Here is a 24,778-nt window from a genome sequence, read left to right as displayed (position 1 = left end):
GGCCTCGTGCGTGACGGGCGGCGCCCCTGCGCCGGGGCGTGCTGAGCTTGCCGGATGGCGGCGCTTCGGCGCCATGGAGAACCAATGACCAACGCACTAAACAACATTTCCCTGTCCATGCTCGACCTGGTGGCCGTGCGCGAAGGCCGCAGCGTGGCCGACGCGTTGGCCGTGGCGCTGCGCACCGCGCAGCACGCTGAAACGCTGGGTTTCAAGCGCTACTGGCTGGCCGAGCACCACAACATGAGTGGCATTGCCAGCTCGGCCACCGCGGTGCTGGTGGGCCACATTGCGGGCGGCACGCAGCGCATCCGCGTCGGCTCGGGTGGCGTCATGCTGCCCAACCACGCGCCGCTGGTGGTGGCCGAGGCCTTTGGCACGCTGGCCGAACTGTACCCGAACCGCATCGACCTGGGCCTGGGCCGCGCCCCCGGCACCGACCCGCTGACGATGCGCGCCCTGCGCCGCGACCGGGTGGAAACCGAAGCCGACTTTCCGCGAGACGTGGCCGAACTGCAGCAGCTGCTGGGGCTGCCACAGCCCGGCCAGCGCCTCATTGCCATGCCCGGCGCGGGCACCAACGTGCCCATCTGGCTGCTGGGCTCCAGCCTGTTTTCAGCACAACTGGCGGCCCAGCGCGGCCTGCCCTACGCCTTTGCCTCGCACTTTGCCCCGCGCTTGCTGCTGCAGGCGCTCGACGTGTACCGCAGCCAGTTCCGGCCGTCGGCCACGCTGGACAAGCCCTACGCCGTGGTCGGCGTGCCCCTCATTGCCGCGCCCACCGACGACGAAGCCGACTACCTGGCCAGCAGCACCTACCAGCGCGTGCTGGGCATACTGACCGGGCGGCGTGGCCAACTGCCACCGCCGGTGCACGGTTTCATGCAGCACCTGCACCCCCAGGAGCGCGCCGGCATTGCCGACTTTCTGGCCGCCGCCGTCATTGGCGGGCCTGAAACCGTGCGCGAAGGCTTCAACACGCTGGCGCAAGCCACCGAGGCCGACGAGTTCATGCTGGTGAGCGATGTGTATGAACCCGAACTGCGTTTGCGCTCGCTGAGCATTGCGGCAGCGGCCATGGCTGGCGAGGCCTTGGCTGCGGCCCACTGAAGCACCTGACCGCCAAGCCAGCGGTTGGCACCGCCAGCGTTTCGTTTTTTGTCAGGCGCCCCGCACCATGGCCAGCACCTTGGCCGCGTCCAGCGTTTGTGCCTGGTGCTGGATCTGCGGCAGGTACTGCGCCTGCATCTGTTTGGCTGGCCCCAGCAGGTTTTGAAACGTTTCGCGCAGCAAGGCGGTGCTCATAACCCGCCCGCCCGCGTAGTAGCGCTTGGCCACCTGGCCCAGCGCGTAGGTGGTGGCAAACGAAAACGCCATGCCGGTAGCCGCCCCGCCCAGTCGGCCCACCGTGCGCCCGGCCGCTTTGCCCAGCAGGCCACCCAGCAGCTTGCGGCCAAACTGCTCCAGGTATTGCGACGTGAGGCCCACGCCCACCGCTGCGATGAACTCGCGTATGTGACCCTGGTCCAGCTCCACACCGTGGGCTTTGCCAATGCCGTAGACCATCTTCACCTGCAGCGGAATGATGGCCATGGAAGCCCACGACTGCGGCAGCAACTCCAGCGCCCCGTTGAGCATGGCGTATTTCAGGATGGATTTGTCCAGATCGGCGTCGAGTGCGGCCTGCACCTGCTGTGCCGGTGCCGGTGCCACTGGGGCGCTGGTGGTGGCCGGTGCTGCTGGAACCACCACGGGCACAGCGGCGTCGGTCGCGTTCAGCAACGCACGCTCGTCCGCCTCAAAAGCCTGCGCCTCACCCGCATCCAGGTTCAGGCGGGCTTTCAGGTCGGCGAGAAAGCTGGCCTCGGCCGGGCTCTGGCGCCCATCGGCGTCGCAAACGCACACAGCCATTTCATAGGCCAGCTGGCGTTGCCCCGGCCCGTTCAGGCCGGCCACGGCGTCGGCCAGCGACACGCGCTGCAGCAGCACGTCCTGGTAGAGCTGGGCCAGCCCAGCCCCGCCGGATTCGTGGCCCAGCGTGTCGGCCAGCCGGCGAATGGCTTCGCGCTCGGTGTCGGCCTTGTGGCCGTCGGCAAATGCGGCCAGCAAGGCCACTGAGAGAATCGACTTTTGTTCCAGGGTGTCCATGTGTGTAGCGGTGTTGGGTTAACGAACTGAAGCATAGAGCCCAGTTACCGCACCAAGTTCCACACGGGCACAGGACGGGCAGACGCCCAACCCCTCAGCTGCGCGCCACGTCAATTGCGTCCTGGGTGGACCGCAAAATACCCCGCACCAGGGGAAACATCTCGCCAATGGCGTCCAGCAGGCTGCCCACCGTGAGGCTGCACACGCTCAACAGGTGAATCTGCGCAAAGGTGGACGTGCCGTCCTTCGACTCGCCCTCCGGCGCCAGGCTGTGGCGGATGGCGACCGCCAGACCGTCCAGCTCCAAAATTTTCAACCGCGCCGGGGTCGACGTCGACGTCATGCCCATGCGCGACCAGTAAGCCAGCGCCACTTTTTCCATGAAGTCGGTCTCCAGCGAAGCCGACATGACTTCGCTGACCCAGGGCACCAGCGGCATCAGGTGCGACTTGCTCGCCTCGTCTGACAGCACCCGGTCCACCAGGGCGTTGGTCTGCCCCAGAAACCCCGCCAGGGACACCTTGAAACTCTCAAACTGGTCGTCGTCGCTCATAAACCACCTTCACACAGGGAAACAAAGAATGCGCGGTGCACCTGCGTTCGGCCAGGTGCAGGCTCTGATGGTTTTCTTATCGGCAACGGCTGGGCAAACTGTGGGCCCATCTTGGGCCGCACCATCGGTCAACCGCGCAAGCCCGATAATCCGCCCATGCGTTTTCTTATTGACTTTTTCCCCATTGCCCTTTTTGTCGCAGCCTACAAGCTGCACGACATCTACACCGCCACCGCCGTTCTCATGGCCGCCACGGTGTTGCAGACCGGCATCATTTACGGCATTGACCGCAAACTGCAGACCCTGCAAAAGGTGACGCTGGTGCTGGTGCTGGTGTTTGGCGTGCTCACCCTGGTGCTGCAAGACGAGCGCTTCATCAAATGGAAGCCCACCGTGCTCTACGCCAGCATGGCCATCGTGCTAGGCGCGGCGCTCTGGGGCTGGAAGAAGAACTTCCTGCAAATTTTGCTGGGTAGCCAGCTCACGCTGCCCACTGCCGTGTGGGGGCGGCTCACGGTCATCTGGGTGGCTTATTTCCTGTTCATGGCGGCCATCAACGGCTATGTGGCGGCCTACTATTCCACCGAAGACTGGGTGAACTTCAAGCTCTGGGGCTACATCTTCCCGGTGGTGTTCATCATTGGCCAAGGCCTTTACATCGCGCGTTACATCAAAGACGACGGCAACGAGGCCGAAAAATCATGAGCGATCAAGACTTCATTCCCACCGCTCCGGCGCTGGAAGCCCGCTTGCGTGAAGCGCTGTCGCCCACGCTGCTGGAAGTGCTGGACGAAAGCGCCGACCACGCCGGCCATGCAGGCTCCAACGGCATGGGCTACGGCACCCACTTTCGGGTGCGCATTGGCGGCCCCGCGTTTGCCGGGCGCAGCCGCGTGGCACAGCACCGCCTTGTGTATGATGCGCTGCAAAAATTCACCGATGCAGGCATGCACGCACTGGCCATTGAAATCAAGGCTTGAGCCCTGGCTGGGCCACGAACAGCGGGGCTTTAAAAAGCGTGCTCTGGCCTGAACTACCTGCCTACGTTTGGATACCTGTTTGCTGAAACCCGGCCCTGTGCGGCGGCTCCCACCTTTTTTCACCCCGAGGAACACCATGAAATTCTCCCTGACGGCCCTGACCGCGGCCGCTTTGATTGCAGCCGCTCCCTGGGCTGCGGCCCAAAACGTGGCCATCGTGAATGGCAAGGCCGTGCCTACCGCGCGCGTGGAAGCGCTGGCACAGCAGGTGGCCGCTTCGGGCCGTCCGGTGGACGACACGGTGCGCGCCCAGTTGAAAGAAGAGGTGGTGCTGCGTGAAATCTTCATGCAGGAAGCCCAGAAGCGCGGTATTGGAGCCACTGCCGAATACAAAACCCAGATGGAACTGGCCCGCCAGACCATCATGATCCGTGCGCTGTTTGCCGACTTCCAGAAGAAAAACCCGGTGACCGACGCCGACATCAAGGCCGAATACGACAAGTTTGCCGCGGCCAACGCTGGCAAGGAATTCCGTGCCCGCCACATCCTGGTGGAAAAAGAAGACGAAGCCAAGGCCATCATCGCGTCCATCAAGGGCGGTGCCAGCTTTGAAGATATTGCCAAAAAGCAGTCCAAAGACCCAGGCTCCGGCGCCAACGGTGGCGACCTGGACTGGGCTGCAGCCGGCAGCTACGTAACGGAGTTTTCCGAAGCCATGGTGAAGCTGGACAAAGGCCAGATGACCGCTGCGCCGGTGAAGAGCCAGTTCGGCTGGCACATCATCCGCGTGGACGACGTGCGCCAGGCTCAGCTGCCCGCCTTTGACGAGGTCAAGCCGCAAATTGCCCAGCAGATGCAGCAGCAGAAGCTGTCTGAGTTTCAAAATAAGCTGCGCGAAAAAGCCAAGGTGGAGTGAGCTTGGCGCTGCCAAGCAGCGTTCTTCACCCCAAGACGCGGCCCAGGCCGCGTTTTTTTTCGTCCACTCAACATCCAAGCGCCACTCAAATTTGATCAAATATTGAGTTGAACCCGATCATTGTTCATAATTTGGCTTTTATTTGATCAAATAAGCATTGCACCTGCGGTGTGAAGCACCACCAGGCCAGACCGATGAACACCGATTCCCTCAAAGACTTTTTCGCCCAGCACCGCATCCAAGAAGTGGAATGCGTGATCCCGGACATGACCGGCATTGCGCGCGGCAAAATTTTGCCCAAAGACCTGTTTTTGAAGTCCGGCCACATGCGCCTACCCAAAAGCGTGCTGCTGAACACGGTGAACGGCCAGCAACCCGACAACACCGCCTTTGTGGGCGACACCGACCCCGACATGGTGTGCGTGCCCGACCTGAGCACCGCCCGCGTGGTGCCCTGGGCGGCCGAGCAGGTGGCGGTGATCATTCACGACTGCGAAGAGTTTGACGGCCGGCCCGTGGCACTGTCACCGCGCAGCGTGTTGCGCGGTGTGCTGGACCGCTACACGGCGCGCGGCTGGCAAGCGGTGGTGGCACCCGAGATGGAGTTTTACCTGGTGGCCCGCCACCAAAACCCGCACGAGCCGCTGCAGCCGCCCCTGGGGCGCACCGGCAAGCCCGAGGCCGGGCGACAGTCGTATTCCATCGACGCGGTGAACGACTTCGACCCCTTCTTTCTGGAGCTGTCGCGCTTTTGCGAGGTGCACCGCCTTGGCGTTGAAACGCTCATTCACGAGGCCGGCGCGGGCCAGATGGAAATCAATTTCACCCACGGCGACCCGATGGACCTGGCCGACCGGGTGTTTCTGTTCAAGCGCACGGTGCGGGAAACGGCTCTGCGCCACGGTATTTTTGCCACCTTCATGGCCAAGCCGATGGAAGCCGAGCCCGGCAGCGCCATGCACATCCACCAGAGCGTTCTGGACAGCCAGACCGGCCACAACATCTTCAGCCTGCCCGACGGCTCGGTGAGCCCGGCGTTTGGCCACTACATCGCCGGTTTGCAGCGCTATGTGCCTTTGGTCATGCCCATGCTGGCGCCCTATGTGAACTCGTACCGGCGGCTCTCACGCAACATGTCGGCGCCCATCAATGTGCAGTGGGGCTTTGACAACCGCACCTGCGGCATTCGCGTGCCCGAGTCCGACGCCGCCAACCGCCGCCTGGAAAACCGCGTGCCCGGCGTGGACGTGAACCCTTACCTGGCCATGGCCGCCACGCTGGCCTGCGGTTACCTGGGCATGAAACAGGCGCTGGAGCCCACCGCGCCCATGCGCAGCAGCGCCTGGGACATGGACTACGAACTGCCCAACCACCTGGAAGATGCGATACGCCGCATGCGCACCTGCGAGCCGCTGCGCGAGGTGCTGGGCGGCGCGTTTGTCGACGCGTTTCTGGCCGTGAAAGAACTGGAATACGCCACCTACAACCGGGTCATCAGCTCGTGGGAACGCGAACACCTGTTGCTGCTGGTTTAGGCAGACACCCCGTGTGCCGCTGCGCGGCTTTCCCCTCTCTCGCCTGCGGCGGGAGGGTTGCGCACCTGGTGGCCCGCCCTGAGCGTGACGAAGGGCGGTTCCACGGGTGCCTTGGAACGAAGACACGCGCGCCTGAGACCGAACGGTATGCCAGCTTGAAAAACGATTGAAGCCCCATGCAAAACGAAACCCATCCCCGCACCGGCATTGACTGGCCCCGCGCCCAGGCCTTTCTGGCCCGTGAGCGGGCCCACTACGCGACACGCAACCCGCAGTCGGCCGAGCTGGCGGCGCAGGCGCAGCAGCACCTGTTGTTTGGCGTGCCGCTGCACTGGATGAACGACTGGGGCACGCCCTTTGCCCTGCACGTGGACCGCGCCAGCGGCGCGGTGGTGACCGACGTGGATGGCCACAGCCTGGTGGACTTTTGCCTGGGCGACACCGGTGCCATGTTTGGCCACGCGCCCGCGCCGGTGGCCGCCGCGCTGGTGCAGCAGGCCACGCGCGGCTACACCACCATGCTGGCCACGGCAGACGCCGCCGCCGTGGGCCAGGCCCTGAGCGAGCGCTTTGGCCTGCCCTTCTGGCAGTTCGCCATGAGCGCGACCGACGCCAACCGCTACACCCTGCGCTGGATAAGGGCCGCCACGGGGCGCAAAAAGCTGCTGGTGTTCAACGGCTGCTACCACGGCACCATTGAAGACGTGTTTGTCGATCTGGTGGGCGGCCAGCCGGTGCAGCGCAACAGCCTGCTCGGCCAGGTACACGACCTCACCGAGCACACGGTGGTGGTCGAGTTCAACGACCTGCCAGCGCTGGAAGCCGCGCTCAAACAAGGCGAAGTGGCCTGCGTGCTGGCCGAGCCGGTGATGACCAACATCGGCATGGTGCTGCCCGAACCCGGCTTCTGGGCCGCTGCGCAAGCGCTCATCAAGCAACACGGCGCCCTGCTGGTGATGGACGAAACCCACACCATCAGCACCGGCCCCGGCGGCTACGCGCGCGCCCACGGCATACAGGCAGACGCGCTGGTGCTGGGCAAGCCAGTGGGCGGCGGCGTGCCCTGCGCGGTGTACGGCATGAGCGCCAGCCTGGCCCAGCGCGCCATGCTGGCCAAGCAAGACGCCCCGCCCGGCCACAGCGGCATCGGCACCACGCTCACCGGCAACATGCTCGCCATGGCCGCCATGCGCGCCGCGCTCACCGAGGTGATGACGCCCAGCGCCTACGACCACATGCTCACCCAGGCCGAGGCGCTGGCCAGCGGCCTACAAGGCGTTTTGCAAAAGCACCGCCTGCCGTGGTGCGTCACCCAGGTGGGCGCGCGCACCGAGTTTCAGTTTTGCGCCACCCCGCCCACCAACGGCAGTGAGGCCGACCGCGTGCTCGACGGCGAGCTGGAGCACCTGATCCACCTGGGGCTGCTGAACCGGGGCATTTTGATCACCCCGTTTCACAACATGATGCTGGTGTGCCCGCAAACCACCCCGGCCCACGTGGCCCAGCTGCTGGACGCCCTGGACGCGGTGCTGGGCGAGATCACCACCGCGGTGCCAGCCGCATGAAGGCCGCGCCCGCCCCCACCCAGCAAGACAGCACCTACCTGCGCCTGCGCCAGTGGGTCACGGTGGGCCGATTTTTGCCGGGTGAGCGGCTGAAAATTCACGACATTGCGCAACAGCTCGGCGCCGGCGTCATGCCGGTGCGCGCCGCGCTGCAACGCCTGGCGGCCGAAGGTGCGCTGGTCAACGTGCCCCACAGCGGCATGCTGGTGCCGCGGCTTTCGGTGGCCGAGTTTGACGACGTGTTGAGCATGCGCCTGCTGCTCGAAGGCGAGGCCGCCGAGCGCGGCGCCCACCGCCTGGACAGCGCCGGCTTGGACGAACTGATCGCACTGGAACGGCGCATGGGCGAAGCCCTGACCGCCGGTGACGCCACGGCCTACCTCGACGCCAACGAGGCGTTTCACCTGCGCCTTTACCAGGCCGCCGGCTCGCCCACGCTGATGGCGCTGATTGAAACCGTGTGGCTCAAGGTGGGGCCGCTGTCCAACCGTCTGTTTGAAGCCGAAGGCGCCAGCGCCGTGCTCAACGATGCGCATGGCGGCGCGATGCAGGCCCTGCAGCGCAAAGACAGCGCCGGCGTGCGCCGGGCGATCGAGCGCGACTTGTTCGTGGCCGCGCAGTTTCTGCGGCCGTTTTGCGTGGGCTGATCAGCTGCCGCGCAGCCACACGAAAGCACCCACCAGGCCCATCAGCACCGGCTGGTGCAGCAGGTAGTAGCTCAGGCTCCACTGCCCCAGCGTGACCAAGCCTCGGCGAACCCCGCCCGCAGGCGCATCGGCCGAGCCCAACCAAGCGGGCCGGTGTTTCAGAGCCCATTGCCCAGCAGCCATGCCCCACCACACCGCGCACAGCCACGGCAGCAGCGGCACATAGTCTTCGGTGATGGGTTTGCGGCTGATGAAACCCAACCCGTTCAGCCACGGCGTGTTGAACACCTCCAGCGCCGGCATGGCGCCGATCAGCCACGGCGCGGCCCATTTCAGCGCCACCGCCAGTGCACCCAGCAGCCACAGCCAGGCGCCCCAGCCGGCGGTGAGCCGGGCCACGATCAGCATGGCCGCAATGCCGTGCAGCACGCCAAAGTAAATAAAACTGTTGGGAAACATCACCACCGACCCCACCGTGACCAGCAACGCGGCCCCCGCCACCTGCGCCCAGCGGCGCCAGAAACGCGGCCAGCTCTGCCCCCGGTGCAGCGCCACCGCCTGCGACAAGCCGGCGGTGAACAGAAAGCCGCTCACGATGGCGGTGCGCTGCCAGGTCCAGAACGGATCGTTGTAAAAATTTTGCTGAATCAGGCCAAAGTGGTTCAGGTCAAAGCTGAAATGAAAGGCCGTCATCCAGAGCATGGCGGCAGCGCGCAGCAGGTCAATGCGGTCCAGCCGCCCCGTTGCGCGACTTGGCTCAGGCACCCGCACGCTCATGCCGCCTGGCGCTGGATGCGCAGCAACAGGTCGGCCAGCCCTTGCGGCTCGCTCACCATCGGGTCGTGGCCGGTGGCCATTTCCAGCACCTGCCAGCCCGGTTCGCTGCGCACCCGCGCGCGCGACGGCGCAATGGTGGCCAGCGCGGGCATCGTGCAGTCAATGAAGGTGCGCGGCACAGCGGCCACGCGCTCGGCATCAAAGTCCAGCGGCTGCTGGTACAGCTTGAAGGGCTGCGGCGTCTGGCGCCGGTTCACCCAGTCGCGGTCGGCGCCTTCCAGGCCAAACAGCGCGGCGTCGGGCGGTGGAAAGCTCAGGCCCCCGCTGGGTTGGGCGGCGGCCATGCGCGCCTGCTTCGTCTCAGGCGCGTGGTGGCTGCTCCAGCTGTCGCCGGGGTGTGGCAGCGCCGCGTCCAGGTACACCAGATGCGCCAGCAAGCCCGGGCGCTCGCGCTGCAGCCGGTCGGCCACGCCGGTGATCACCATGCCCGCGTAGCTGTGGCCCACCAGCACCACCCGCTGCAGCTCTTCGGCCTCGATGAGCCCGATCACATCCTGTATGTGCGTGTGCAGGTCAATGGCCGGGCTCAGCAGGTGGGCCCGCTCGCCCACACCCGTGAGCGTGACCGCGTGCGCGTCCACCCCAGCGCCCCGCAACAGCGGCAAAACCCGGCGCCAGCACCAGGCACCGTGCCACGAGCCGTGCACCAGCACCACAGCGGGTTGCGCGCTTTGATTGAACGGGGCAGGTGCATGCATCGGTGTTCTCCTGGACAATATCGCGTTGGTTTTTTTCGCCGTCCACCGATTTTGCACGCTCGACACCCATGCTGCCCCACCACCTGGAACTGCTCTCCCCCGCCCGCGACGCCGACATTGGCATCGAGGCCGTGAACCACGGGGCTGACGCCGTGTACATCGGCGGGCCATCGTTTGGCGCCCGCACCAGCGCCGACAACTCGGTGAAAGAAATTGCCCGCCTGGCGAAATACGCGCACCGCTTCGGCAGCCGCATTTTTGTGACGATGAACACCATCTTGCGAGACGATGAACTGGAGCCCGCCCGCAAGCTGGCCTGGCAGCTGTATGACGCTGGCGCGGACGCACTCATCATTCAAGACATGGGCTTGCTGGAGATCGACTTACCGCCCATCCAGCTGCACGCCAGCACGCAAACCGACATCCGCACGCCCGAAAAAGCCCGTTTTCTGCAAGACGCTGGTCTCTCACAAATTGTGCTGGCGCGTGAACTCACGCTGCAGCAGATCGCAGACATTCGCGCCGCCACCGACCCCGAGCGCTGCACGCTCGAATTTTTTGTGCACGGCGCGCTGTGCGTGGCCTACAGCGGCCAGTGCTTCATCAGCCACGCCCACACCGGGCGCAGCGCCAACCGCGGCGACTGCTCGCAAGCTTGCCGCCTGCCTTATGAGGTGAAAGACAGCCAGGGCCGCATCGTGGCGCACGACAAACACGTGCTAAGCATGAAAGACAACAACCAGAGCGACAACCTGCGCGCCCTGATCGGTGCCGGCACCCGCAGCTTCAAAATCGAGGGCCGCTACAAGGACATGGGCTACGTGAAAAACATCACCGCCCACTACCGCGTGCTGCTCGACGAGATTCTGGAAGACCGCCAGGCGTCGGCCAACCCGCTGGCCCGCTCGTCCAGCGGCAACTGCACCCTGCACTTTCAGCCCGACCCCGACCAGAACTTCAACCGCGAGTTCACCGACTACTTTGTGCAGGGCCGCAAAGAAGACATTGGCGCCTTTGACACGCCCAAAAACCCGGGCCGCCCCATTGGTTATGTCACCCAGGTGGGTCCCAACTTTGTTGAGCTGGAAACCGACGACCCCGCCACCGTGATCCACAACGGCGACGGCCTGTGCTACCTGGACCTGCAAAAGGAACTCACCGGCCTGCAGATCAACCGCGCCGAGCGCCTGCCCGCGCCCAGCCGCTGGCGCGTGTACCCCAAAGACGCCATCGACACGCTGAAAGACCTGCGCAAAAACACCGTGGTGAACCGCAACCGCGACATGGACTGGGTGCGCAGTCTGGAGAAAAAGTCGGCCGAACGGCGCATAGGCGCCTGGCTGCAACTGGACGAAACGCCCCAAGGCCTGAGCCTGACCGCCACCGACGAAGACGGCCACAGCGCCACCGCCACCCTGCCCTGCACCCTGGAGCCAGCCAAAGACGCTGCCCAGGCGCAGAGCAAACTGCGCGAAGCTCTGGCCCGGCTGGGCGACACGATTTTTGAGCCCATCGACGTGGCGCTGAACCTTTCGCAAGCCTGGTTCGTACCGGCTTCCTTGCTCAACCCGCTGCGCCGCGAAGCCATTGAAAAGCTGGAAGCCGCCCGCGCCACCGCCTGGCAGCGCCTGCCCCGCGCCGAGCCGGTGCAACCGCCCGCGCCCTACCCCGAAGACACGCTCACCTACCTGGCCAACGTGTTCAACCAGAAAGCGCGGGACTTTTACGCCAAACACGGCGTGAAAGTGATCGCCGCCGCCTACGAGAGCCACGAAGAGCCCGGCGAAGTGAGCCTGATGATCACCAAGCACTGCGTGCGATTTTCGCTCAGCCTGTGCCCCAAGCAGGCCAAAGGCATCACCGGCGTGCAGGGCACGGTGCGCGCCGAGCCCATGTCACTCGTGCACGGCGACGAAAAGCTCACCCTGCGCTTTGACTGCAAACCCTGCGAGATGCATGTGGTCGGCAAGATGAAACCGGCGGTGCTCAAGGCTGCGCAAAGCAGCCCGCTGAAGTTTTACCGGACGCGGCCGGTGACTGGCCTTCACTGAAGCAGCGCGCTGGCGCTGCTTGTGCCTCAGATGTACGCGTTGACCGGCTTCACGTGCCGCATGTGCAGCGACAGGCCGAGCGCGGCCATGTGGTTGCTGTTGCGGCTCAAGATCTTTTCTGACAGCGGCAAAAATTCGGCCTCTTCATAGGCGGCATGGGCGGTGTATTCGCTCACCAGTCGCTGCACTTCCGACACATCCAGGTCGGTGCTTTGGCCTTTGGCCACGCGTTTCAGGCCGCTTTCCAGCGTCTTCCACAGCGCTTCCACCATGCGGTGCTCTTGCGTGAGGCGCGTGGTCATGGCCTTGACTTTCAGCAGTTCTTCGCCCGGGGTGGCGCTGGCAATGACGGCGGGGAACAGCTCGCGCTCTTCTTCCAGATGGTGTTCAAAAATCGCTTCACGGAAAAACTCCAGCGACTGTTCTGCGATTTGCCGCGCCCGGGCGGCCGGAGCCAGCAAGGCGGGCAATTCGTCCAGCGCGTTCAGGCGTTTGATGATGCCGCTGTGGCAGTTGGTGAAGTTGGTCAGCGGGGCATCTGCGTCAACCGTTGCGGCATGGGGGGTGGCGGTCATGGTGTGGCTCCTGTTGTGGTTGTTCAAACCGAGCGGCTGAACGAACCATCAGCACACTCACGATTGATGGAGCCCAGTCTAGAGATTGCCAGCGAGTGGGCCTTGATGCAGGTCAAGACCGCCTCTTTTGTGCGTCAATGCGCAACCGCAGCGCCCTGCCCGCGCAGCCGCTTCCAGCCGGTGAGCAGCAGCACCACCGCCCCGCCGGCCAGCAGACCCGCGAATGCGCCCGCCAGGCTGGACACCACAGCCCCCAGCCAGCCCAAGCTGCCGGCAAAGGCTTCTACCGCATGGCCCAGGGCCGGAATGCCGTGCAACAAAATGCCGCCACCCACCAGAAACATGGCCGCGGTGCCCACCACAGACAGGGTTTTCATGAGCCAGGGTGCGGCGGTAAGGATGCCGCGGCCCAGCGACTGCTTCCACGCAGCGCTCTGGCGGCTCAGGTGCAGGCCAGTGTCGTCGAGCTTGACGATGCCGGCCACCAGGCCGTAAACGCCCACCGTCATGACGATGGAAATGCCCACCAGCACCGACAGCTGTTTGGCGAACGTGGCGGCGGCCACCGTGCCCAGGGTGATGACGATGATTTCGGCGGACAGAATGAAATCGGTGCGCACCGCGCCTTTGATCTTGTCTTTTTCAAACGCCACCAGGTCCACCGTTTCGTCCGAAACGGCTTTCACCATTTCCACGTGGCGGGCGTCCTCCTCCGACTTTTTGTGCAAAAACGCGTGCAGCAGTTTTTCGGCACCCTCAAAGCACAGAAACAGGCCGCCCAGCATGAGCAACGGTGTGATGGCCCAGGGCGCAATGGCGCTGATGGCCAGCGCCGCCGGCACCAAAATGGCTTTGTTCAGAAACGAGCCCTTGGCCACCGCCCAGACCACGGGCAGTTCCCGGTCGGCCTTCACGCCGGTGACCTGTTGCGCGTTGAGCGCCAGGTCGTCACCCAGCACGCCAGCGGTTTTCTTGGCGGCCAGTTGCGTCATGGTCGCCACGTCGTCGGCAGCGGCCATGCCCTGGCGAGCGGCCACTTTGGTCATCACGGCTACATCGTCCAGGATGGTGGCGATGTCGTCGAGCAGCATGAGGAGACTGGTGGCCATGGTGTGCGTCTATCTGGGTAAAAAGGGCGGGTGCGCTCGGTTTGAACGCGGTGAAGCCCGTGGGCAAAGCTTCAGTCCCAGGGGTTGATGAGCTGAAGGTCCAACAATGCGAAGTCACGGGTATTGCGCGTGGCGAGGCGGGCACCGTGCGCAGCGCAAATGGCAGCAATCTGGGCGTCAGCGGTTGAAATGGTGCGGCCTGCCTTTTCCCTTTGCACCACCATCTGTGCACACGCAACGGCGGCATCCAGGTCAAACGGCAAAACTCGGCCCGCAAAGTCTTCAAAAACCATGGCCCGCACGGCAAAAAGCAGGTCGCTTTTGCGAATGCCGTCCGGCATGCGCCCCACACCGTAAAGCAGTTCGGCCACGACGACGCTGCACAAGCAGAGCTGTTCGGATGGCTGCGCGTTGACCCAGTCAAGCACGTTGGGCGCAGGCTGCGCCCGCATCAGCTCGGACACCACATTGGTGTCCAGAACAATCATGTGTTGGCTCCAGCGTCACCAAAGTGTGCGGCGCGTGGCAATTCGGTGCGTGGCGGCATGTTCACATCTTCCGCCCCGCCCAAGGCAGCAAAGCGGGCGTGAACGCGGCTCCCCAAACCTGGTCCTGCGGTGGGCTGTGACAGCACTTGCCGCAAGATGGTGCGCACCTCTTCCTCCATGGATCGCCCATGGGCTGCAGCCGTTTGGCGCAGCTTGTCTTTGATGTGCGGTTCGAGGTTGCGGATCGTGAGCGTGCTCATCGCGGGCTCCAACAGATGGTAAAAATTGCTGTCAATGCTAGCACCGACAGCAATCTCAGACAAACGAACCTGGCTTAGCCCACCCACTTGCGCGCGTTGCGCCAGATGCGCATCCACGGGCTGTGGGCGCTCTGGCCACCGGCTTTTTCCACATCCATCCAGCTCATCTGGATGTTGCGGAACACGCGTTCGGGGTGCGGCATCATGGCGGTGAAGCGGCCGTCTGCCGTGGTCACGGCGGTTAGGCCTGCGGGGCTGCCGTTGGGATTGAACGGGTACTGCTCGGTGGCGGCACCGGTGTTGTCCACAAAGCGCATGGCCGCAATGGCTTGCGCGGGGTCGCCGCGGAACTTGAAGTTGGCAAAGCCTTCACCGTGCGCCACGGCAATCGGCAGGCGGCTGCCGGCCATGCCTTGCAGGAACAGGCTGGGCGATTCGAGCACTTCGACCATCGACAAGCGGGCTTCAAAGCGCTCGCTCTGGTTGGTGGTGAAACGCGGCCAGGCCTGGGCGCCGGGGATGATGTCGGCCAGCTCGGCAAACATCTGGCAGCCGTTGCACACGCCCAGGCCAAAGGTGTCTTGGCGGGCAAAGAAACCCTGGAACTGCTCGGACAGCAAAGGGTTGAAGGTGATGGAGCGCGCCCAGCCAATGCCGGCGCCCAGCGTGTCGCCGTAGCTGAAACCGCCGCAAGCCACCACGCCCTGGAAGTCTTCCAGCTTGGCGCGGCCGCTTTGCAGATCGGTCATGTGCACGTCAAACGCCTCAAAGCCTGCTTGCGTGAAGGCGTAAGCCATTTCCACATGCGAGTTCACGCCCTGCTCGCGCAAGATGGCGACCTTCGGGCGGCTCAGGTTCAGAAACGGCGCGGCCACGTTGTCCAGCGGGTCGAAGCTGAGCGACACATGCATGCCCGTATCGGACGGCAGGCCGGCGGCTGCGTGCTCGCTGTCGGCACAGGCCGGGTTGTCGCGCTGCTGGTTGATGCGCCAGCTCACGCTGTCCCACACCTGGTGCAGGTCAAACAGGTCGGCACTGAACACCGACTTGGTGTCGCGCCACACCTGCAGCTTGCCCTTGCCCACGTCCATGCCGGACGACTCGGGGCGGGTCTTGCCCACAAAGTGGCTGTGCTTGCTCAGGCCGTGTTCGCGCAGGGTTTGCATCACAGCGTTGCGCTCGGCCGTGCGCACCTGCAGCAGCACGCCCAGCTCTTCACTGAACAAGGCCTTGAGCGTGAGTTCTTCGCGGCGGGCGCTGACCTGGGTGGCCCAGTTTTTGGCGTCGCCGCTGTCCATGCGGCTGTCGGCAATGCCGTCGCCCTCGGTCACGAGCATGTCCACATTCAGCGCCACGCCCACATGGCCGGCAAAGGCCATTTCAGCGGCAGCAGCCAGCAGGCCACCGTCGCTGCGGTCGTGGTAGGCCAGCAGCTTGCCTTCGGCGCGCAGCGCGTTGACGGCGTTCACCAGGTTGACGAGATCTTGCGGGTCGTCCAGATCGGGCACGGCGCCGCCAGGCTGGCCCAGCGCCTGAGCCAGCATGCTGCCGCCCATGCGGTGCTGGCCCTTGCCCAGGTCCACCAGCACCAAGGTCGTGTCTTCCGTGGTGCGGTCGAGTTGAGGGGTGAGCGTGCTGCGCACGTCAGCCAGCGTGGCAAAGGCGGTCACGATCAGGCTCACGGGCGAGGTCACTTTTTGCTTGTCGACCCCGTCTTGCCACTGGGTGCGCATGGACAGGCTGTCTTTGCCCACCGGAATGGAAATGCCCAACGCCGGGCACAGCTCCATGCCCACGGCTTTCACGGTGTCGAACAGCGCGGCGTCTTCGCCGGGTTCGCCACAGGCGGCCATCCAGTTGGCGGACAGCTTCACGCGCGGCAGCTCAATGGGCGCGGCCAGCAGGTTGGTGATGGCTTCGGCCACCGCCATGCGGCCCGACGCAGCCGCGTCGAGCGAGGCCAGCGGCGTGCGCTCGCCCATGGCCATGGCTTCACCCGCAAAGCCAGAAAAGTCGGCCAGCGTCACGGCGCAGTCGGCCACCGGCACCTGCCAGGGGCCGACCATCTGGTCGCGGTGGCTCAGGCCACCCACGGTGCGGTCGCCAATGGTGATAAGGAAGCGCTTGGACGCCACGGTGGGGTGGCTCAGCACGTCGATGACCGCTTTTTGCAGGTCGACGCCGGTGAGGTCCATGGGCTGCGGCGCACGCGCCACGCTTTTCACGTCGCGGTGCATCTTGGGCGGCTTGCCCAGCAGCACGTTCATGGGCATGTTGACGGGGTTCTGGCTCCCTCCCCCGCTGGGGGAGGGTTGGGGTGGGGGCTCGCCTGCCGATGAGGTGTCGGCGCGCAGGCCCCCATCCCTGCCTTCCCCCAGGGGGGGAAGGGGCAAATCCGAACTGCCCTGCCGTGGCGTTGCCAAGGGCAAATCCACATCGCTCACCACCAGATGGCGCTCTTCGGTGGCCACGCCCACCACCGCAAACGGGCAGCGTTCGCGCTCGCAAAACGCCTGAAACTGCGCCAGCGACTCGGGCGCGATGGCCAGCACGTAGCGTTCCTGGCTTTCGTTGCACCAAATCTCTTTGGGCGCCAGGCCACTTTCTTCCAGCGGCACGGCGCGCAGGTCAAAGCGGGCGCCGCGCCCGGCGTCGTTGGTCAGCTCCGGGAAGGCGTTGGACAAACCGCCCGCGCCCACGTCGTGAATGGCCAAAATCGGGTTCTTGTCGCCCTGCTGCCAGCAGTGGTTGATGACCTCTTGCGCGCGGCGCTCAATCTCGGGGTTGCCGCGCTGCACGCTGTCAAAGTCGAGCGAAGCGGCGTTGGTGCCGCTGGCCATGGAACTGGCCGCGCTGCCGCCCATGCCGATCTTCATTCCCGGGCCACCCAGCTGAATCAGCAGCGAGCCGGCGGGGAATTCGATCTTGTGGGTCTGCCCGGCGTCGATCACGCCCAGGCCGCCCGCGATCATGATGGGCTTGTGGTAGCCGCGCTGCACGCCGTCCACGGCCTGCTCGTATTCGCGGAAATAGCCCAGCAGGTTGGGCCGGCCAAACTCGTTGTTGAAAGCGGCGCCGCCCAGCGGGCCCTCGGTCATGATCTGCAGCGGGCTGGCAATGTGCTCGGGCTTGCCGCCCGGCTGGTCGCTCAGGCCGCCCCAGAGCTTGGACACGGTGAAGCCGGTCAGGCCCGCCTTGGGCTTGGAACCGCGCCCGGTGGCGCCTTCGTCGCGAATCTCGCCGCCTGCGCCGGTGGACGCGCCGGGAAACGGCGAGATGGCGGTGGGGTGGTTGTGCGTTTCCACCTTCATCAAGATGTGGTGCGTGGCCGGCTCGGCCACGTAGGCGGGCGAAGCGTTGCCGCCGGCGCGCGCCACAAAGCGCTCCACCGGGTTGCCTTCCATGATGGACGCGTTGTCCGAGTACGCCACCACGGTGTGCTGCGGTGCCAACTGGTGCGTGTGGCGGATCATGCCAAACAGGCTTTTGTCCTGCGCCACGCCGTCAATGGTGAACTGCGCGTTGAAGATTTTGTGGCGGCAGTGCTCGCTGTTGGCCTGCGCAAACATCATCAGCTCCACGTCGGTGGGGTTGCGCTGCAAGCCGGTGAAGGCGTTCACCAGGTAATCAATCTCGTCGTCGGCCAGGGCCAGGCCCCAGGTGGTGTTGGCTTGCACCAGGGCCGTGCGGCCACCCGCCAGCACATCCACATGCGCCATGGGCGCCGCGTGCAGTTCGGTGAACAAGGCGCTGGCCTGGCTGCGGTCTAGCGACACGTTTTCGGTCATGCGGTCGTGCAGGCTGTCGGCCACGGCTTGCAGTTGCTCGGCGCTCAGGCTGGCTTTGCCCAGCAGGCCGCTTTTAAGCTGCAGCCGGAATTCCACCAACCGCTCCACCCGGTGCAGTGCCAGGCCGCAGTTGTGGGCAATGTCGGTGGCTTTGGACGCCCAGGGCGACACAGTGCCCAGCCGCGGCATCACCAGCAGCGCCGGGGCGCCGCTTTCGGTCAGCTTCTGGTGCGCTTGCGAGCAAGGCTCGCCGTAGGCCAGCAGCTGGCCCAGGCGCTCCACGGTGGCGGCGTCGGGCTCGGCGTCAAACGACGCCAGGTGCACAAAGCGCGCCGTGAGGCCGGTGATCTTGTCGGAAATGCCCACGAGGCGGGGCAAAATTTGCTGGACTTTGAAGTCGCTGATGGCATTGCCGCCATCAAAAAAGCGCAGGTGCAGGGACACGGTGGGAGCCTGGGGTGCGTGAACCCAGAGGGTGGGTGGAAACCCGCGATTTTACCCGGGCAACCCGCCCACCCCCGCCAACCACGCCCAGCCCCGGTGGGATAATCCAGCCCCATGAGCATCACCTACAAAGACGAAGCCGGCATCGCAGGCATGCGCGTGGCCGGCCGACTGGCCTCCGAAGTGCTGGACTACCTGACCCCGCTGATCCAGCCCGGCATGACCACGCTGGAAATCGACCGCCTGGCGGCCGAATACATGAAGCAGCAGGGCACGCGCTCGGCCACCATTGGCTACCAGCCCAGCGGCTACCCGCCCTACCCCGGCCACCTGTGCACGTCCATCAACCAGGTGGTGTGCCACGGCATTCCCAATGAAAAGCCGTTGAAAAAAGGCGACATCCTGAACATCGACGTCACCGTGATCACGCCCGAAGGCTGGTACGGCGACAACAGCCGCATGTTCCTCATTGGCGGCGAAGCGGCCTGCAGCATCCAGGCAAAGCGCCTGTGCCACGTCACCTTTGAAGCCATGTGGAAGGGCATTGCCATGGTCAAACCGGGCGTGCGCTTGGGCGACATTGGCCACGCCATTCAAACCTTTGCCGAAAGCAACGGCTACACCGTGGTGCGCGAGTTTTGCGGCCACGGCATCGGGCAACGCTTCCACGAAGACCCGCAGGTGCTGCACTACGGCCGCCCCGGCACGCTGGAAGAGCTGAAAGCCGGCATGACCTTCACCATCGAACCCATGATCAACGCGGGCAAGCGCGACATCAAGGAAATGGGCGACGGCTGGACCATCGTGACCAAAGACCGCTCGCTCTCGGCCCAATGGGAGCACACCATTTTGGTCACCCCCACGGGCTACGAGGTGCTCACGCTCTCGGCCGGCAGCCCGCCCGTGCCCGCCTTTGTGAACCAAGTCCCCGCCACCGTCTGACCGGGCCACCGGCCACCAGGAGAACGCCATGAGCGACCCCAAAGGCGACATTGGGGCGCTGCGCCTCCATTACCGCAGTGAAAAATCGGCCATTCTGGAGCGGCTGGGTGTGCAAGGCGCCTCTTCGCGCGGCGTACGCAGCGCGTTGCAGCGCCTCACACGCCTGACCGACCAGACCCTGCGCGCGCTCTGGAGCCACGCCGGCTTTGGCCCCAGTTTCACCCTGATGGCGGTGGGCGGCTACGGCCGCGGTGAGCTGTTTCCGTTTTCTGACGTGGACGTGCTGGTGCTGCTGCCCGACGGCAGCCAGCCGGAGCAAGACGAAACGCTCAAGGCCCGGCTGGAAGGTTTCATTGGGTCTTGCTGGGACGTGGGCCTCGAAATTGGCTCCAGCGTGCGCACCGCCGCAGACTGCGTGGAAGAAGCCGCCAAAGACGTGACGGTGCAAACCTCGCTCCTGGAATGCCGCCTGCTTTGCGGCAGCAAAGCGCAGTTCAATGCCCTGGTGGGCCAGCTGAACGAGGCGATGGACCCCAAGGCCTTTTTTGTGGCCAAAACGCTGGAAATGCGCCAGCGCCACAACAAGTTTGAAAACACGCCGTATTCCCTGGAACCCAACTGCAAAGAGTCGCCCGGCGGCCTGCGCGACCTGCAGATCATCTTGTGGGTGGCCAAAGCGGCCGGCTTGGGCCGCAGCTGGGACGAACTGGCCCGCAAAGGCCTGGCCACGCCGCTGGAAGCGCGCCAGATCAAGGCCAACGAAGCCCTGCTCAGCCTCATTCGCGCCCGGCTGCACCTGCTGGCCAACCGCCGCGAAGACCGGCTGGTGTTTGACCTGCAAACCGCCGTGGCCGAGTCGTTTGGCTTCAAGGCGCAGGTGCCGGCAGTCATCACCCCCAGCGGCCCGGGCGGGCACACGCCCCCGCACGCCCGGGGCATGCGCCGCGCCAGCGAAGCGCTGATGAAGCGCTATTACTGGGCGGCCAAAGCGGTCACCCAGCTCAACCAGATTTTGCTGCTGAACATTGAAGAGCGCCTGAGCAGCAACGACGCTGGCGTGGACCGCCGGCGCCCGCTGAACGAACGCTTTTTTGACAAAGGCGGCATGCTGGAGGTGGCGCACGACAACCTGTATGTGCAACAACCCCACGCCATTCTGGAAACTTTTTTGATCTACCAGACCACGGTGGGCATCAAAGGTTTGTCGGCGCGCACGCTGCGAGCGCTGTACAACGCGCGGCCGGTGATGAACGCGAAGTTCCGCGCCGATCCGGTCAACCGCGCCACCTTCCTGAAGATCCTGCAGCAGCCCGAAGGCATCACCCACGCCATGCGGCTGATGAACCAGACCTCGGTGCTGGGGCGCTACCTCTGGGTTTTTCGCAACATCGTCGGGCAGATGCAGCACGACCTGTTCCATGTGTACACCGTGGACCAGCACATCTTGATGGTGCTGCGCAACGTGCGCCGCTTCTTCATTGCCGAACATTCGCACGAATACCCGTTTTGCTCGCAGCTGGCCGCAGGCTGGGACAAACCGTGGATCTTCTACATTGCCGCGCTGTTTCACGACATTGCCAAGGGCCGCGGCGGTGACCACTCGGACCTGGGCGCGAAAGACGTGCGCATTTTCTGCCGGCAGCACGGCATAGCCCGCGAAGACAGCCAGCTCATCGAGTTTCTGGTGTCCGAACACCTGACCATGAGCCGCATGGCGCAAAAGGAAGACCTGAGCGACCCGGACGTGATCAACGCGTTTGCCAAGCGCGTGGGCAACGAGCGCTATCTGACCGCGCTCTACCTGCTCACCGTGGCTGACATCCGCGGCACCAGCCCCAAGGTGTGGAACGCCTGGAAAGGCAAGCTGCTGGAAGACCTGTACCGCTACACGCTGCGCGCGCTCGGCGGGCGCGCCCCCGACCCCGGCGCCGTGGTGGAAGCCCGCAAACGCGAAGCCCTTTCGCTGCTGGCGCTGCACGCCCTGCCCCACCTGGCGCACAAAGCGCTGTGGGACACGCTGGACGTGAGCTACTTCATGCGCCACCAGGCCGACGAAATTGCCTGGCACACCCGGGTACTCACCAAGCAGCTGGCCGTAGCCGCCTCGCAAACCAACCACCAGCAGGCCACGCAAAACGCCCGCGCCGCCGCCAAGCGCCCCGCTGCGCCCGACGGTGAAGCCAGCGCAGACAACAACGTGCCGGGCGAACACTGCATCGTGCGCGCACGCATCTCGCCCGAAGGCGAAGGCCTGCAGGTGCTGGTGTACGCACCCGATCAAAACGACCTGTTTGCCCGCATCTGCGGTTACTTTGACACCTCGGGTTTCAGCATTCTGGACGCGCGCATCCACACCACGCAAAACGGCCACGCGCTCGACACCTTCCAGGTGGTGGCGCCCACGCTGTCAGAGCACTACCGCGAACTCATCGCCATGGTGGAAAACAACCTGGCCCAGACCATTGACGAGCGCGGGCCACTGCCCACCCCCACGAAAGGCCGCCTGTCGCGCCGCGTCAAGAGCTTCCCCGTGACACCCCGGGTAGACCTGCGCCCCGACGACAAAGCCCAGCGCTGGCTGCTCAGCGTGTCGGCCAGCGACCGCGCCGGCCTGCTGTATTGCATTTCACGGGTGCTGGCGCGCCACGAAATCAGCGTGCAACTGGCCAAAATCACCACCCTGGGCGAGCGCGTGGAAGACACCTTCCTCATCAGCGGACCACAGCTGCAGGTGAACAAGCGGCAAATTGAAATTGAAACCGAGTTGCTGGAAACGCTGGAAGGCTGAGCCGTCCGCACTCCCCGCTCCCACCCCCTCTCCCGGTAGCGTGAGAGGGCCGGGGTGAGGGTCTTCAGCGTTCTATGAAGCCGGCTCGTTGACCAATTTCCCACCGTTCGCCCTGAGCTTGTCTAAGCCCTTCGACAAGCTCAGGGCGAACGGTGGATACCACTCCCGGCCGCATCGATCCTCAATCGTCATCCCCCGCGTCCAGCCCAGGAAACAGCACCTCGGTAAAACCAAAGCGCGTGAAGTCGCGCACCCGCATCGGGTACAGCTTGCCCCACAGGTGGTCGCACTCGTGCTGCACCACCCGGGCGTGAAAGCCATCGGCCTCGCGGTCAATCGCCTGGCCCAACGCGTCGAACCCCTGGTAACGGATGCGCTTGAAGCGAGGCACCACGCCGCGCAGGCCCGGCACCGACAAACACCCCTCCCACCCGTCTTCCTCCTCGTCGCCCAGCGGCGTGATCACCGGGTTGACCAACACCGTGCGCGGCACCACCGGCGCGTCGGGGTAGCGCGGGTTGGGCGCGTCGGTGCCAAAAATCACCACCTGCAAGTCCACCCCAATCTGCGGCGCCGCCAGGCCCGCGCCGTTTGCCGCCGCCATGGTGTCCAGCAGGTCGGCCACCAGGCGGTGCAGCTCGGGCGTGTTGAAAGTGCCCACAGGCTGCGCCACGCGCAGCAGGCGCGGGTCGCCCATTTTCAAGATGGTGTGAATGGTCATGCTGCTGTTTCTGGGGTTATGGATTACCCCGTGGGGTGTTGGGCCGGGCCGTTATAAAGTGCAGTTTTGAACCGCTTCGGAGGATTTTCCATGCAAACACGCGTTCACTCTCTGCCCTCCGTTTCCAACCGGCTACGCTGGGCCGCCACCGCCGTGCTGCTGGGCGGCTCCTTGGTGTTTTTCAGCACCCAGGCCAGCGCCCAAGGCGCCGAAATCTTCAAAGACGCCAACCTGGCGCTCGGTGAAAAACTCATCGCCGAACACAAGTGCGTCGCCTGCCACGTCAGCAAAGTGGGCGGCGACGGCAGCGCCATGTACAAGCCCTTGGGCAAGATCAACACCGCCGGCCTGTTGCGCGGCATGGTGGAAATGTGCAACACCAGCATGAACCTGGGCCTTTTTCCCGAAGAAGTGAGCGACGTGGCAGCGGTGCTCAACCGGGACCATTACAAGTTCAAGTAACGAGCCATCTGGAGATTGCGGTGCGCGCATGGACTGATCAAGATGCGAAAGCTCGTTTTAGTGAGTTCTTGGATGCGTGCCTGGTGGAAGGGCCGCAAATGGTGACCAGAAGAGGAGTCGAGGCGGCCGTCCTGGTGCCGGTACAAGAGTGGCGCTGCCTGCAGTCGGCTGCCCGCCCATCCTTGAAGCAACTGTTGCTGTCTGACCAAGCGCGTGCCGACATGATCGTGCTAGCGCGGGGGCAAGCCAAGCGCCGCACGTTGGAGCCCATGGTGTGACGAGCATGTATTTGCTCGACACCCATGTGGTTTCTGAACTCCGCAAGCCGCGCCCACATGGTGGCCTGGTGGCTTGACTGGAATCCATTGACGATGGTCAGTTGCACGTATCCGCCGTGACTATTGGCGAAATTCAGGCAGGCATTGAGTTGTCGCGCGAACAAGACCCGGCGGATTCAAAAGTGAAGTGCAACACCTGCCACCGAGTAAGGTCAGCAGATGCAAAGCAGCCCGCCCAGAAGGTATCAACAACTCCAGCCAGAGGACCGTATGACGCTGGCCAGTCTGGTCCAGCAGAATTTCAGCGTACGTGAGATGGCACTGGCCATGGGACGATCCGCCAGCACCATCAGCAGAGAGCTTCGACGCAACGCACAGCCAGCAGGCTACGCCAGCGCCACCGCGCGTGCCTGCGCCCAGCAGCGGCGTACGCAAGGCCGTCCCCCCAACAAGCTTCACCGCGACGGCGTGCTCTTTGATGTGGTGCGCCACTTTCTTAGCGAGCGTTGGTCTCCCGAACAGATTGCCCTGACACTGGGCGCCATCCTCCCCAAAGGCCATGAGCACCGCGTGTCACACGAGACCATCTACAACTGCATCTACGCCCAGCCCGTGGGCGAGCTCAAGCGTGAGCTGATCGCCTCCCTGCGCCACGCCCACAACAAGCGCGTACCTCGCAGCAAAGGGCAAGACCGGCGCGGCCAGATCCCTGACATGGTGAGCATCCACCTGCGACCGCCGGAGATCGAAGACCGGCAGTTTCCTGGCCACTGGGAGGGTGACCTGATCAAGGGGGCGGCCAACGCCAGTGCCGTGGGCACCTTGGTCGAGCGCACCAGCAGGCTGCTCATGCTCATCAAACTGCCCGAGTTCAAACCCGCCAGCGCAGCCAACGTGATGCAGGCCTTCTCTGACAAGCTGTTGGGGATCGCCGCGCCCATGCGCCAGAGCATGACGTACGACCAGGGCCGGGAGATGGCGATGCACAAGGAG

At 64.7% G+C, this 24,778-nt stretch carries 23 protein-coding genes; 13 read left to right on the top strand and 10 right to left on the bottom strand.

The window, feature by feature from the left end:
* Positions 1–84 precede the first annotated feature (84 nt).
* Positions 85–1,110 carry an LLM class flavin-dependent oxidoreductase gene (locus AC0GNR_RS12320; protein ID WP_472901250.1) on the top strand — a complete coding sequence of 342 codons (1,026 nt, stop codon included), beginning with the start codon at positions 85–87 and terminating at the stop codon, positions 1,108–1,110.
* Positions 1,111–1,161: 51 nt separating this feature from the next.
* Here the strand turns inward: AC0GNR_RS12320 and AC0GNR_RS12315 are convergent, their stop codons facing one another.
* Both AC0GNR_RS12315 and AC0GNR_RS12310 read right to left on the bottom strand, forming a co-directional pair.
* Positions 1,162–2,148, bottom strand: coding sequence for a YcjF family protein (locus AC0GNR_RS12315; protein WP_472901249.1), 987 nt, complete (start codon positions 2,146–2,148; stop codon positions 1,162–1,164).
* A 94-nt stretch (positions 2,149–2,242) separates the two neighbouring features.
* Complete coding sequence (locus AC0GNR_RS12310; protein ID WP_472901248.1) at positions 2,243–2,701, bottom strand: hypothetical protein; 459 nt, start codon at positions 2,699–2,701, stop codon at positions 2,243–2,245.
* A 156-nt stretch (positions 2,702–2,857) separates the two neighbouring features.
* Here AC0GNR_RS12310 and AC0GNR_RS12305 point away from each other — a divergent pair, with 156 nt between their 5' ends.
* The 6 genes from AC0GNR_RS12305 (at position 2,858) to AC0GNR_RS12280 (ending at position 8,344) form a co-directional block, all read left to right on the top strand.
* On the top strand, positions 2,858–3,406 hold the full coding sequence (locus AC0GNR_RS12305) for a septation protein A (protein WP_472901247.1): 549 nt from the start codon (positions 2,858–2,860) through the stop codon (positions 3,404–3,406).
* Positions 3,403–3,681 (top strand): BolA family protein, encoded by a 279-nt coding sequence (locus tag AC0GNR_RS12300; protein WP_472901246.1) that lies wholly within the window; start codon positions 3,403–3,405, stop codon positions 3,679–3,681. Before AC0GNR_RS12305 ends, AC0GNR_RS12300 begins: the two co-directional genes overlap by 4 nt.
* A 136-nt stretch (positions 3,682–3,817) precedes the next feature.
* Positions 3,818–4,597: a peptidylprolyl isomerase gene (locus tag AC0GNR_RS12295; RefSeq protein ID WP_472901245.1), complete on the top strand. Its 780-nt coding sequence runs from the start codon at positions 3,818–3,820 to the stop codon at positions 4,595–4,597.
* A 194-nt stretch (positions 4,598–4,791) separates the two neighbouring features.
* Complete coding sequence (locus AC0GNR_RS12290; protein WP_472901244.1) at positions 4,792–6,132, top strand: glutamine synthetase family protein; 1,341 nt, start codon at positions 4,792–4,794, stop codon at positions 6,130–6,132.
* Positions 6,133–6,308: 176 nt separating this feature from the next.
* Positions 6,309–7,697 (top strand): aspartate aminotransferase family protein, encoded by a 1,389-nt coding sequence (locus tag AC0GNR_RS12285; protein ID WP_472901243.1) that lies wholly within the window; start codon positions 6,309–6,311, stop codon positions 7,695–7,697.
* Positions 7,694–8,344, top strand: coding sequence for a GntR family transcriptional regulator (locus tag AC0GNR_RS12280; RefSeq protein ID WP_472901242.1), 651 nt, complete (start codon positions 7,694–7,696; stop codon positions 8,342–8,344). The genes AC0GNR_RS12285 and AC0GNR_RS12280 overlap by 4 nt, the downstream gene beginning before the upstream one ends.
* Here the strand turns inward: AC0GNR_RS12280 and AC0GNR_RS12275 are convergent, their stop codons facing one another.
* Entirely contained in the window at positions 8,345–9,121 is a 777-nt protein-coding gene (locus AC0GNR_RS12275; protein WP_472901241.1) for a heparan-alpha-glucosaminide N-acetyltransferase, read from the bottom strand.
* The gene (locus tag AC0GNR_RS12270) at positions 9,118–9,879 is read right to left on the bottom strand and encodes an alpha/beta fold hydrolase (protein WP_472901240.1); all 762 of its coding nucleotides are present in this window, start codon (positions 9,877–9,879) and stop codon (positions 9,118–9,120) included. The genes AC0GNR_RS12275 and AC0GNR_RS12270 overlap by 4 nt, the downstream gene beginning before the upstream one ends.
* A 68-nt stretch (positions 9,880–9,947) precedes the next feature.
* Here AC0GNR_RS12270 and AC0GNR_RS12265 point away from each other — a divergent pair, with 68 nt between their 5' ends.
* Positions 9,948–11,930, top strand: coding sequence for a peptidase U32 family protein (locus AC0GNR_RS12265; RefSeq protein ID WP_472901239.1), 1,983 nt, complete (start codon positions 9,948–9,950; stop codon positions 11,928–11,930).
* A 26-nt stretch (positions 11,931–11,956) separates the two neighbouring features.
* Here the strand turns inward: AC0GNR_RS12265 and AC0GNR_RS12260 are convergent, their stop codons facing one another.
* From AC0GNR_RS12260 to purL, 5 genes are all read right to left on the bottom strand, one after another.
* Positions 11,957–12,505 carry a hemerythrin domain-containing protein gene (locus tag AC0GNR_RS12260; protein ID WP_472901238.1) on the bottom strand — a complete coding sequence of 183 codons (549 nt, stop codon included), beginning with the start codon at positions 12,503–12,505 and terminating at the stop codon, positions 11,957–11,959.
* A gap of 134 nt (positions 12,506–12,639) precedes the next feature.
* Positions 12,640–13,614 (bottom strand): DUF808 domain-containing protein, encoded by a 975-nt coding sequence (locus AC0GNR_RS12255; protein ID WP_472901237.1) that lies wholly within the window; start codon positions 13,612–13,614, stop codon positions 12,640–12,642.
* A 71-nt stretch (positions 13,615–13,685) separates the two neighbouring features.
* A complete protein-coding gene (locus AC0GNR_RS12250; protein WP_472901236.1) occupies positions 13,686–14,102 on the bottom strand; it encodes a PIN domain-containing protein in 417 nt (138 codons plus the stop codon).
* Entirely contained in the window at positions 14,099–14,362 is a 264-nt protein-coding gene (locus AC0GNR_RS12245; protein ID WP_472901235.1) for a FitA-like ribbon-helix-helix domain-containing protein, read from the bottom strand. The genes AC0GNR_RS12250 and AC0GNR_RS12245 overlap by 4 nt, the downstream gene beginning before the upstream one ends.
* Positions 14,363–14,436: 74 nt before the next feature.
* Positions 14,437–18,594, bottom strand: coding sequence for a phosphoribosylformylglycinamidine synthase (gene purL / locus AC0GNR_RS12240; RefSeq protein WP_472901234.1), 4,158 nt, complete (start codon positions 18,592–18,594; stop codon positions 14,437–14,439).
* Positions 18,595–18,708: 114 nt separating this feature from the next.
* Here purL and map point away from each other — a divergent pair, with 114 nt between their 5' ends.
* Positions 18,709–19,536, top strand: a complete 828-nt coding sequence (gene map, locus AC0GNR_RS12235) for a type I methionyl aminopeptidase (RefSeq protein WP_472901233.1) — start codon at positions 18,709–18,711, stop codon at positions 19,534–19,536.
* 28 nt (positions 19,537–19,564) lie between these two features.
* On the top strand, positions 19,565–22,324 hold the full coding sequence (locus AC0GNR_RS12230; RefSeq protein ID WP_472901232.1) for a [protein-PII] uridylyltransferase: 2,760 nt from the start codon (positions 19,565–19,567) through the stop codon (positions 22,322–22,324).
* A gap of 181 nt (positions 22,325–22,505) precedes the next feature.
* Here AC0GNR_RS12230 and def read toward each other — a convergent pair whose 3' ends face one another.
* Positions 22,506–23,045: a peptide deformylase gene (gene def, locus AC0GNR_RS12225; protein ID WP_472901231.1), complete on the bottom strand. Its 540-nt coding sequence runs from the start codon at positions 23,043–23,045 to the stop codon at positions 22,506–22,508.
* Between the two features lie 90 nt (positions 23,046–23,135).
* Here def and AC0GNR_RS12220 point away from each other — a divergent pair, with 90 nt between their 5' ends.
* The 3 genes from AC0GNR_RS12220 to AC0GNR_RS12210 all read left to right on the top strand — a co-directional run.
* Positions 23,136–23,507 carry a hypothetical protein gene (locus AC0GNR_RS12220; RefSeq protein WP_472901230.1) on the top strand — a complete coding sequence of 124 codons (372 nt, stop codon included), beginning with the start codon at positions 23,136–23,138 and terminating at the stop codon, positions 23,505–23,507.
* Positions 23,417–23,785: a type II toxin-antitoxin system prevent-host-death family antitoxin gene (locus tag AC0GNR_RS12215; RefSeq protein ID WP_472901229.1), complete on the top strand. Its 369-nt coding sequence runs from the start codon at positions 23,417–23,419 to the stop codon at positions 23,783–23,785. The genes AC0GNR_RS12220 and AC0GNR_RS12215 overlap by 91 nt, the downstream gene beginning before the upstream one ends.
* Positions 23,786–24,004: 219 nt before the next feature.
* The coding region (locus AC0GNR_RS12210; protein ID WP_472901228.1) for an IS30 family transposase at positions 24,005–24,778 on the top strand (774 nt) is incomplete at its 3' end.

It is taken from the genome of Hydrogenophaga sp. LT287, assembly GCF_055702805.1.
Note: the sequence above shows the minus strand (reverse complement) of the source record. Positions and strands in the feature narration are given on the sequence as shown.

Coding starts and splice junctions, on each gene's coding strand:
- AC0GNR_RS12320 (WP_472901250.1), top strand. CDS start 85: ATGACCAACGCACTAAACAACATTTCCCTGTCCATGCTCGACCTGGTG.
- AC0GNR_RS12315 (WP_472901249.1), bottom strand. CDS start 2,148: ATGGACACCCTGGAACAAAAGTCGATTCTCTCAGTGGCCTTGCTGGCC.
- AC0GNR_RS12310 (WP_472901248.1), bottom strand. CDS start 2,701: ATGAGCGACGACGACCAGTTTGAGAGTTTCAAGGTGTCCCTGGCGGGG.
- AC0GNR_RS12305 (WP_472901247.1), top strand. CDS start 2,858: ATGCGTTTTCTTATTGACTTTTTCCCCATTGCCCTTTTTGTCGCAGCC.
- AC0GNR_RS12300 (WP_472901246.1), top strand. CDS start 3,403: ATGAGCGATCAAGACTTCATTCCCACCGCTCCGGCGCTGGAAGCCCGC.
- AC0GNR_RS12295 (WP_472901245.1), top strand. CDS start 3,818: ATGAAATTCTCCCTGACGGCCCTGACCGCGGCCGCTTTGATTGCAGCC.
- AC0GNR_RS12290 (WP_472901244.1), top strand. CDS start 4,792: ATGAACACCGATTCCCTCAAAGACTTTTTCGCCCAGCACCGCATCCAA.
- AC0GNR_RS12285 (WP_472901243.1), top strand. CDS start 6,309: ATGCAAAACGAAACCCATCCCCGCACCGGCATTGACTGGCCCCGCGCC.
- AC0GNR_RS12280 (WP_472901242.1), top strand. CDS start 7,694: ATGAAGGCCGCGCCCGCCCCCACCCAGCAAGACAGCACCTACCTGCGC.
- AC0GNR_RS12275 (WP_472901241.1), bottom strand. CDS start 9,121: ATGAGCGTGCGGGTGCCTGAGCCAAGTCGCGCAACGGGGCGGCTGGAC.
- AC0GNR_RS12270 (WP_472901240.1), bottom strand. CDS start 9,879: ATGCATGCACCTGCCCCGTTCAATCAAAGCGCGCAACCCGCTGTGGTG.
- AC0GNR_RS12265 (WP_472901239.1), top strand. CDS start 9,948: ATGCTGCCCCACCACCTGGAACTGCTCTCCCCCGCCCGCGACGCCGAC.
- AC0GNR_RS12260 (WP_472901238.1), bottom strand. CDS start 12,505: ATGACCGCCACCCCCCATGCCGCAACGGTTGACGCAGATGCCCCGCTG.
- AC0GNR_RS12255 (WP_472901237.1), bottom strand. CDS start 13,614: ATGGCCACCAGTCTCCTCATGCTGCTCGACGACATCGCCACCATCCTG.
- AC0GNR_RS12250 (WP_472901236.1), bottom strand. CDS start 14,102: ATGATTGTTCTGGACACCAATGTGGTGTCCGAGCTGATGCGGGCGCAG.
- AC0GNR_RS12245 (WP_472901235.1), bottom strand. CDS start 14,362: ATGAGCACGCTCACGATCCGCAACCTCGAACCGCACATCAAAGACAAG.
- map (WP_472901233.1), top strand. CDS start 18,709: ATGAGCATCACCTACAAAGACGAAGCCGGCATCGCAGGCATGCGCGTG.
- AC0GNR_RS12230 (WP_472901232.1), top strand. CDS start 19,565: ATGAGCGACCCCAAAGGCGACATTGGGGCGCTGCGCCTCCATTACCGC.
- def (WP_472901231.1), bottom strand. CDS start 23,045: ATGACCATTCACACCATCTTGAAAATGGGCGACCCGCGCCTGCTGCGC.
- AC0GNR_RS12220 (WP_472901230.1), top strand. CDS start 23,136: ATGCAAACACGCGTTCACTCTCTGCCCTCCGTTTCCAACCGGCTACGC.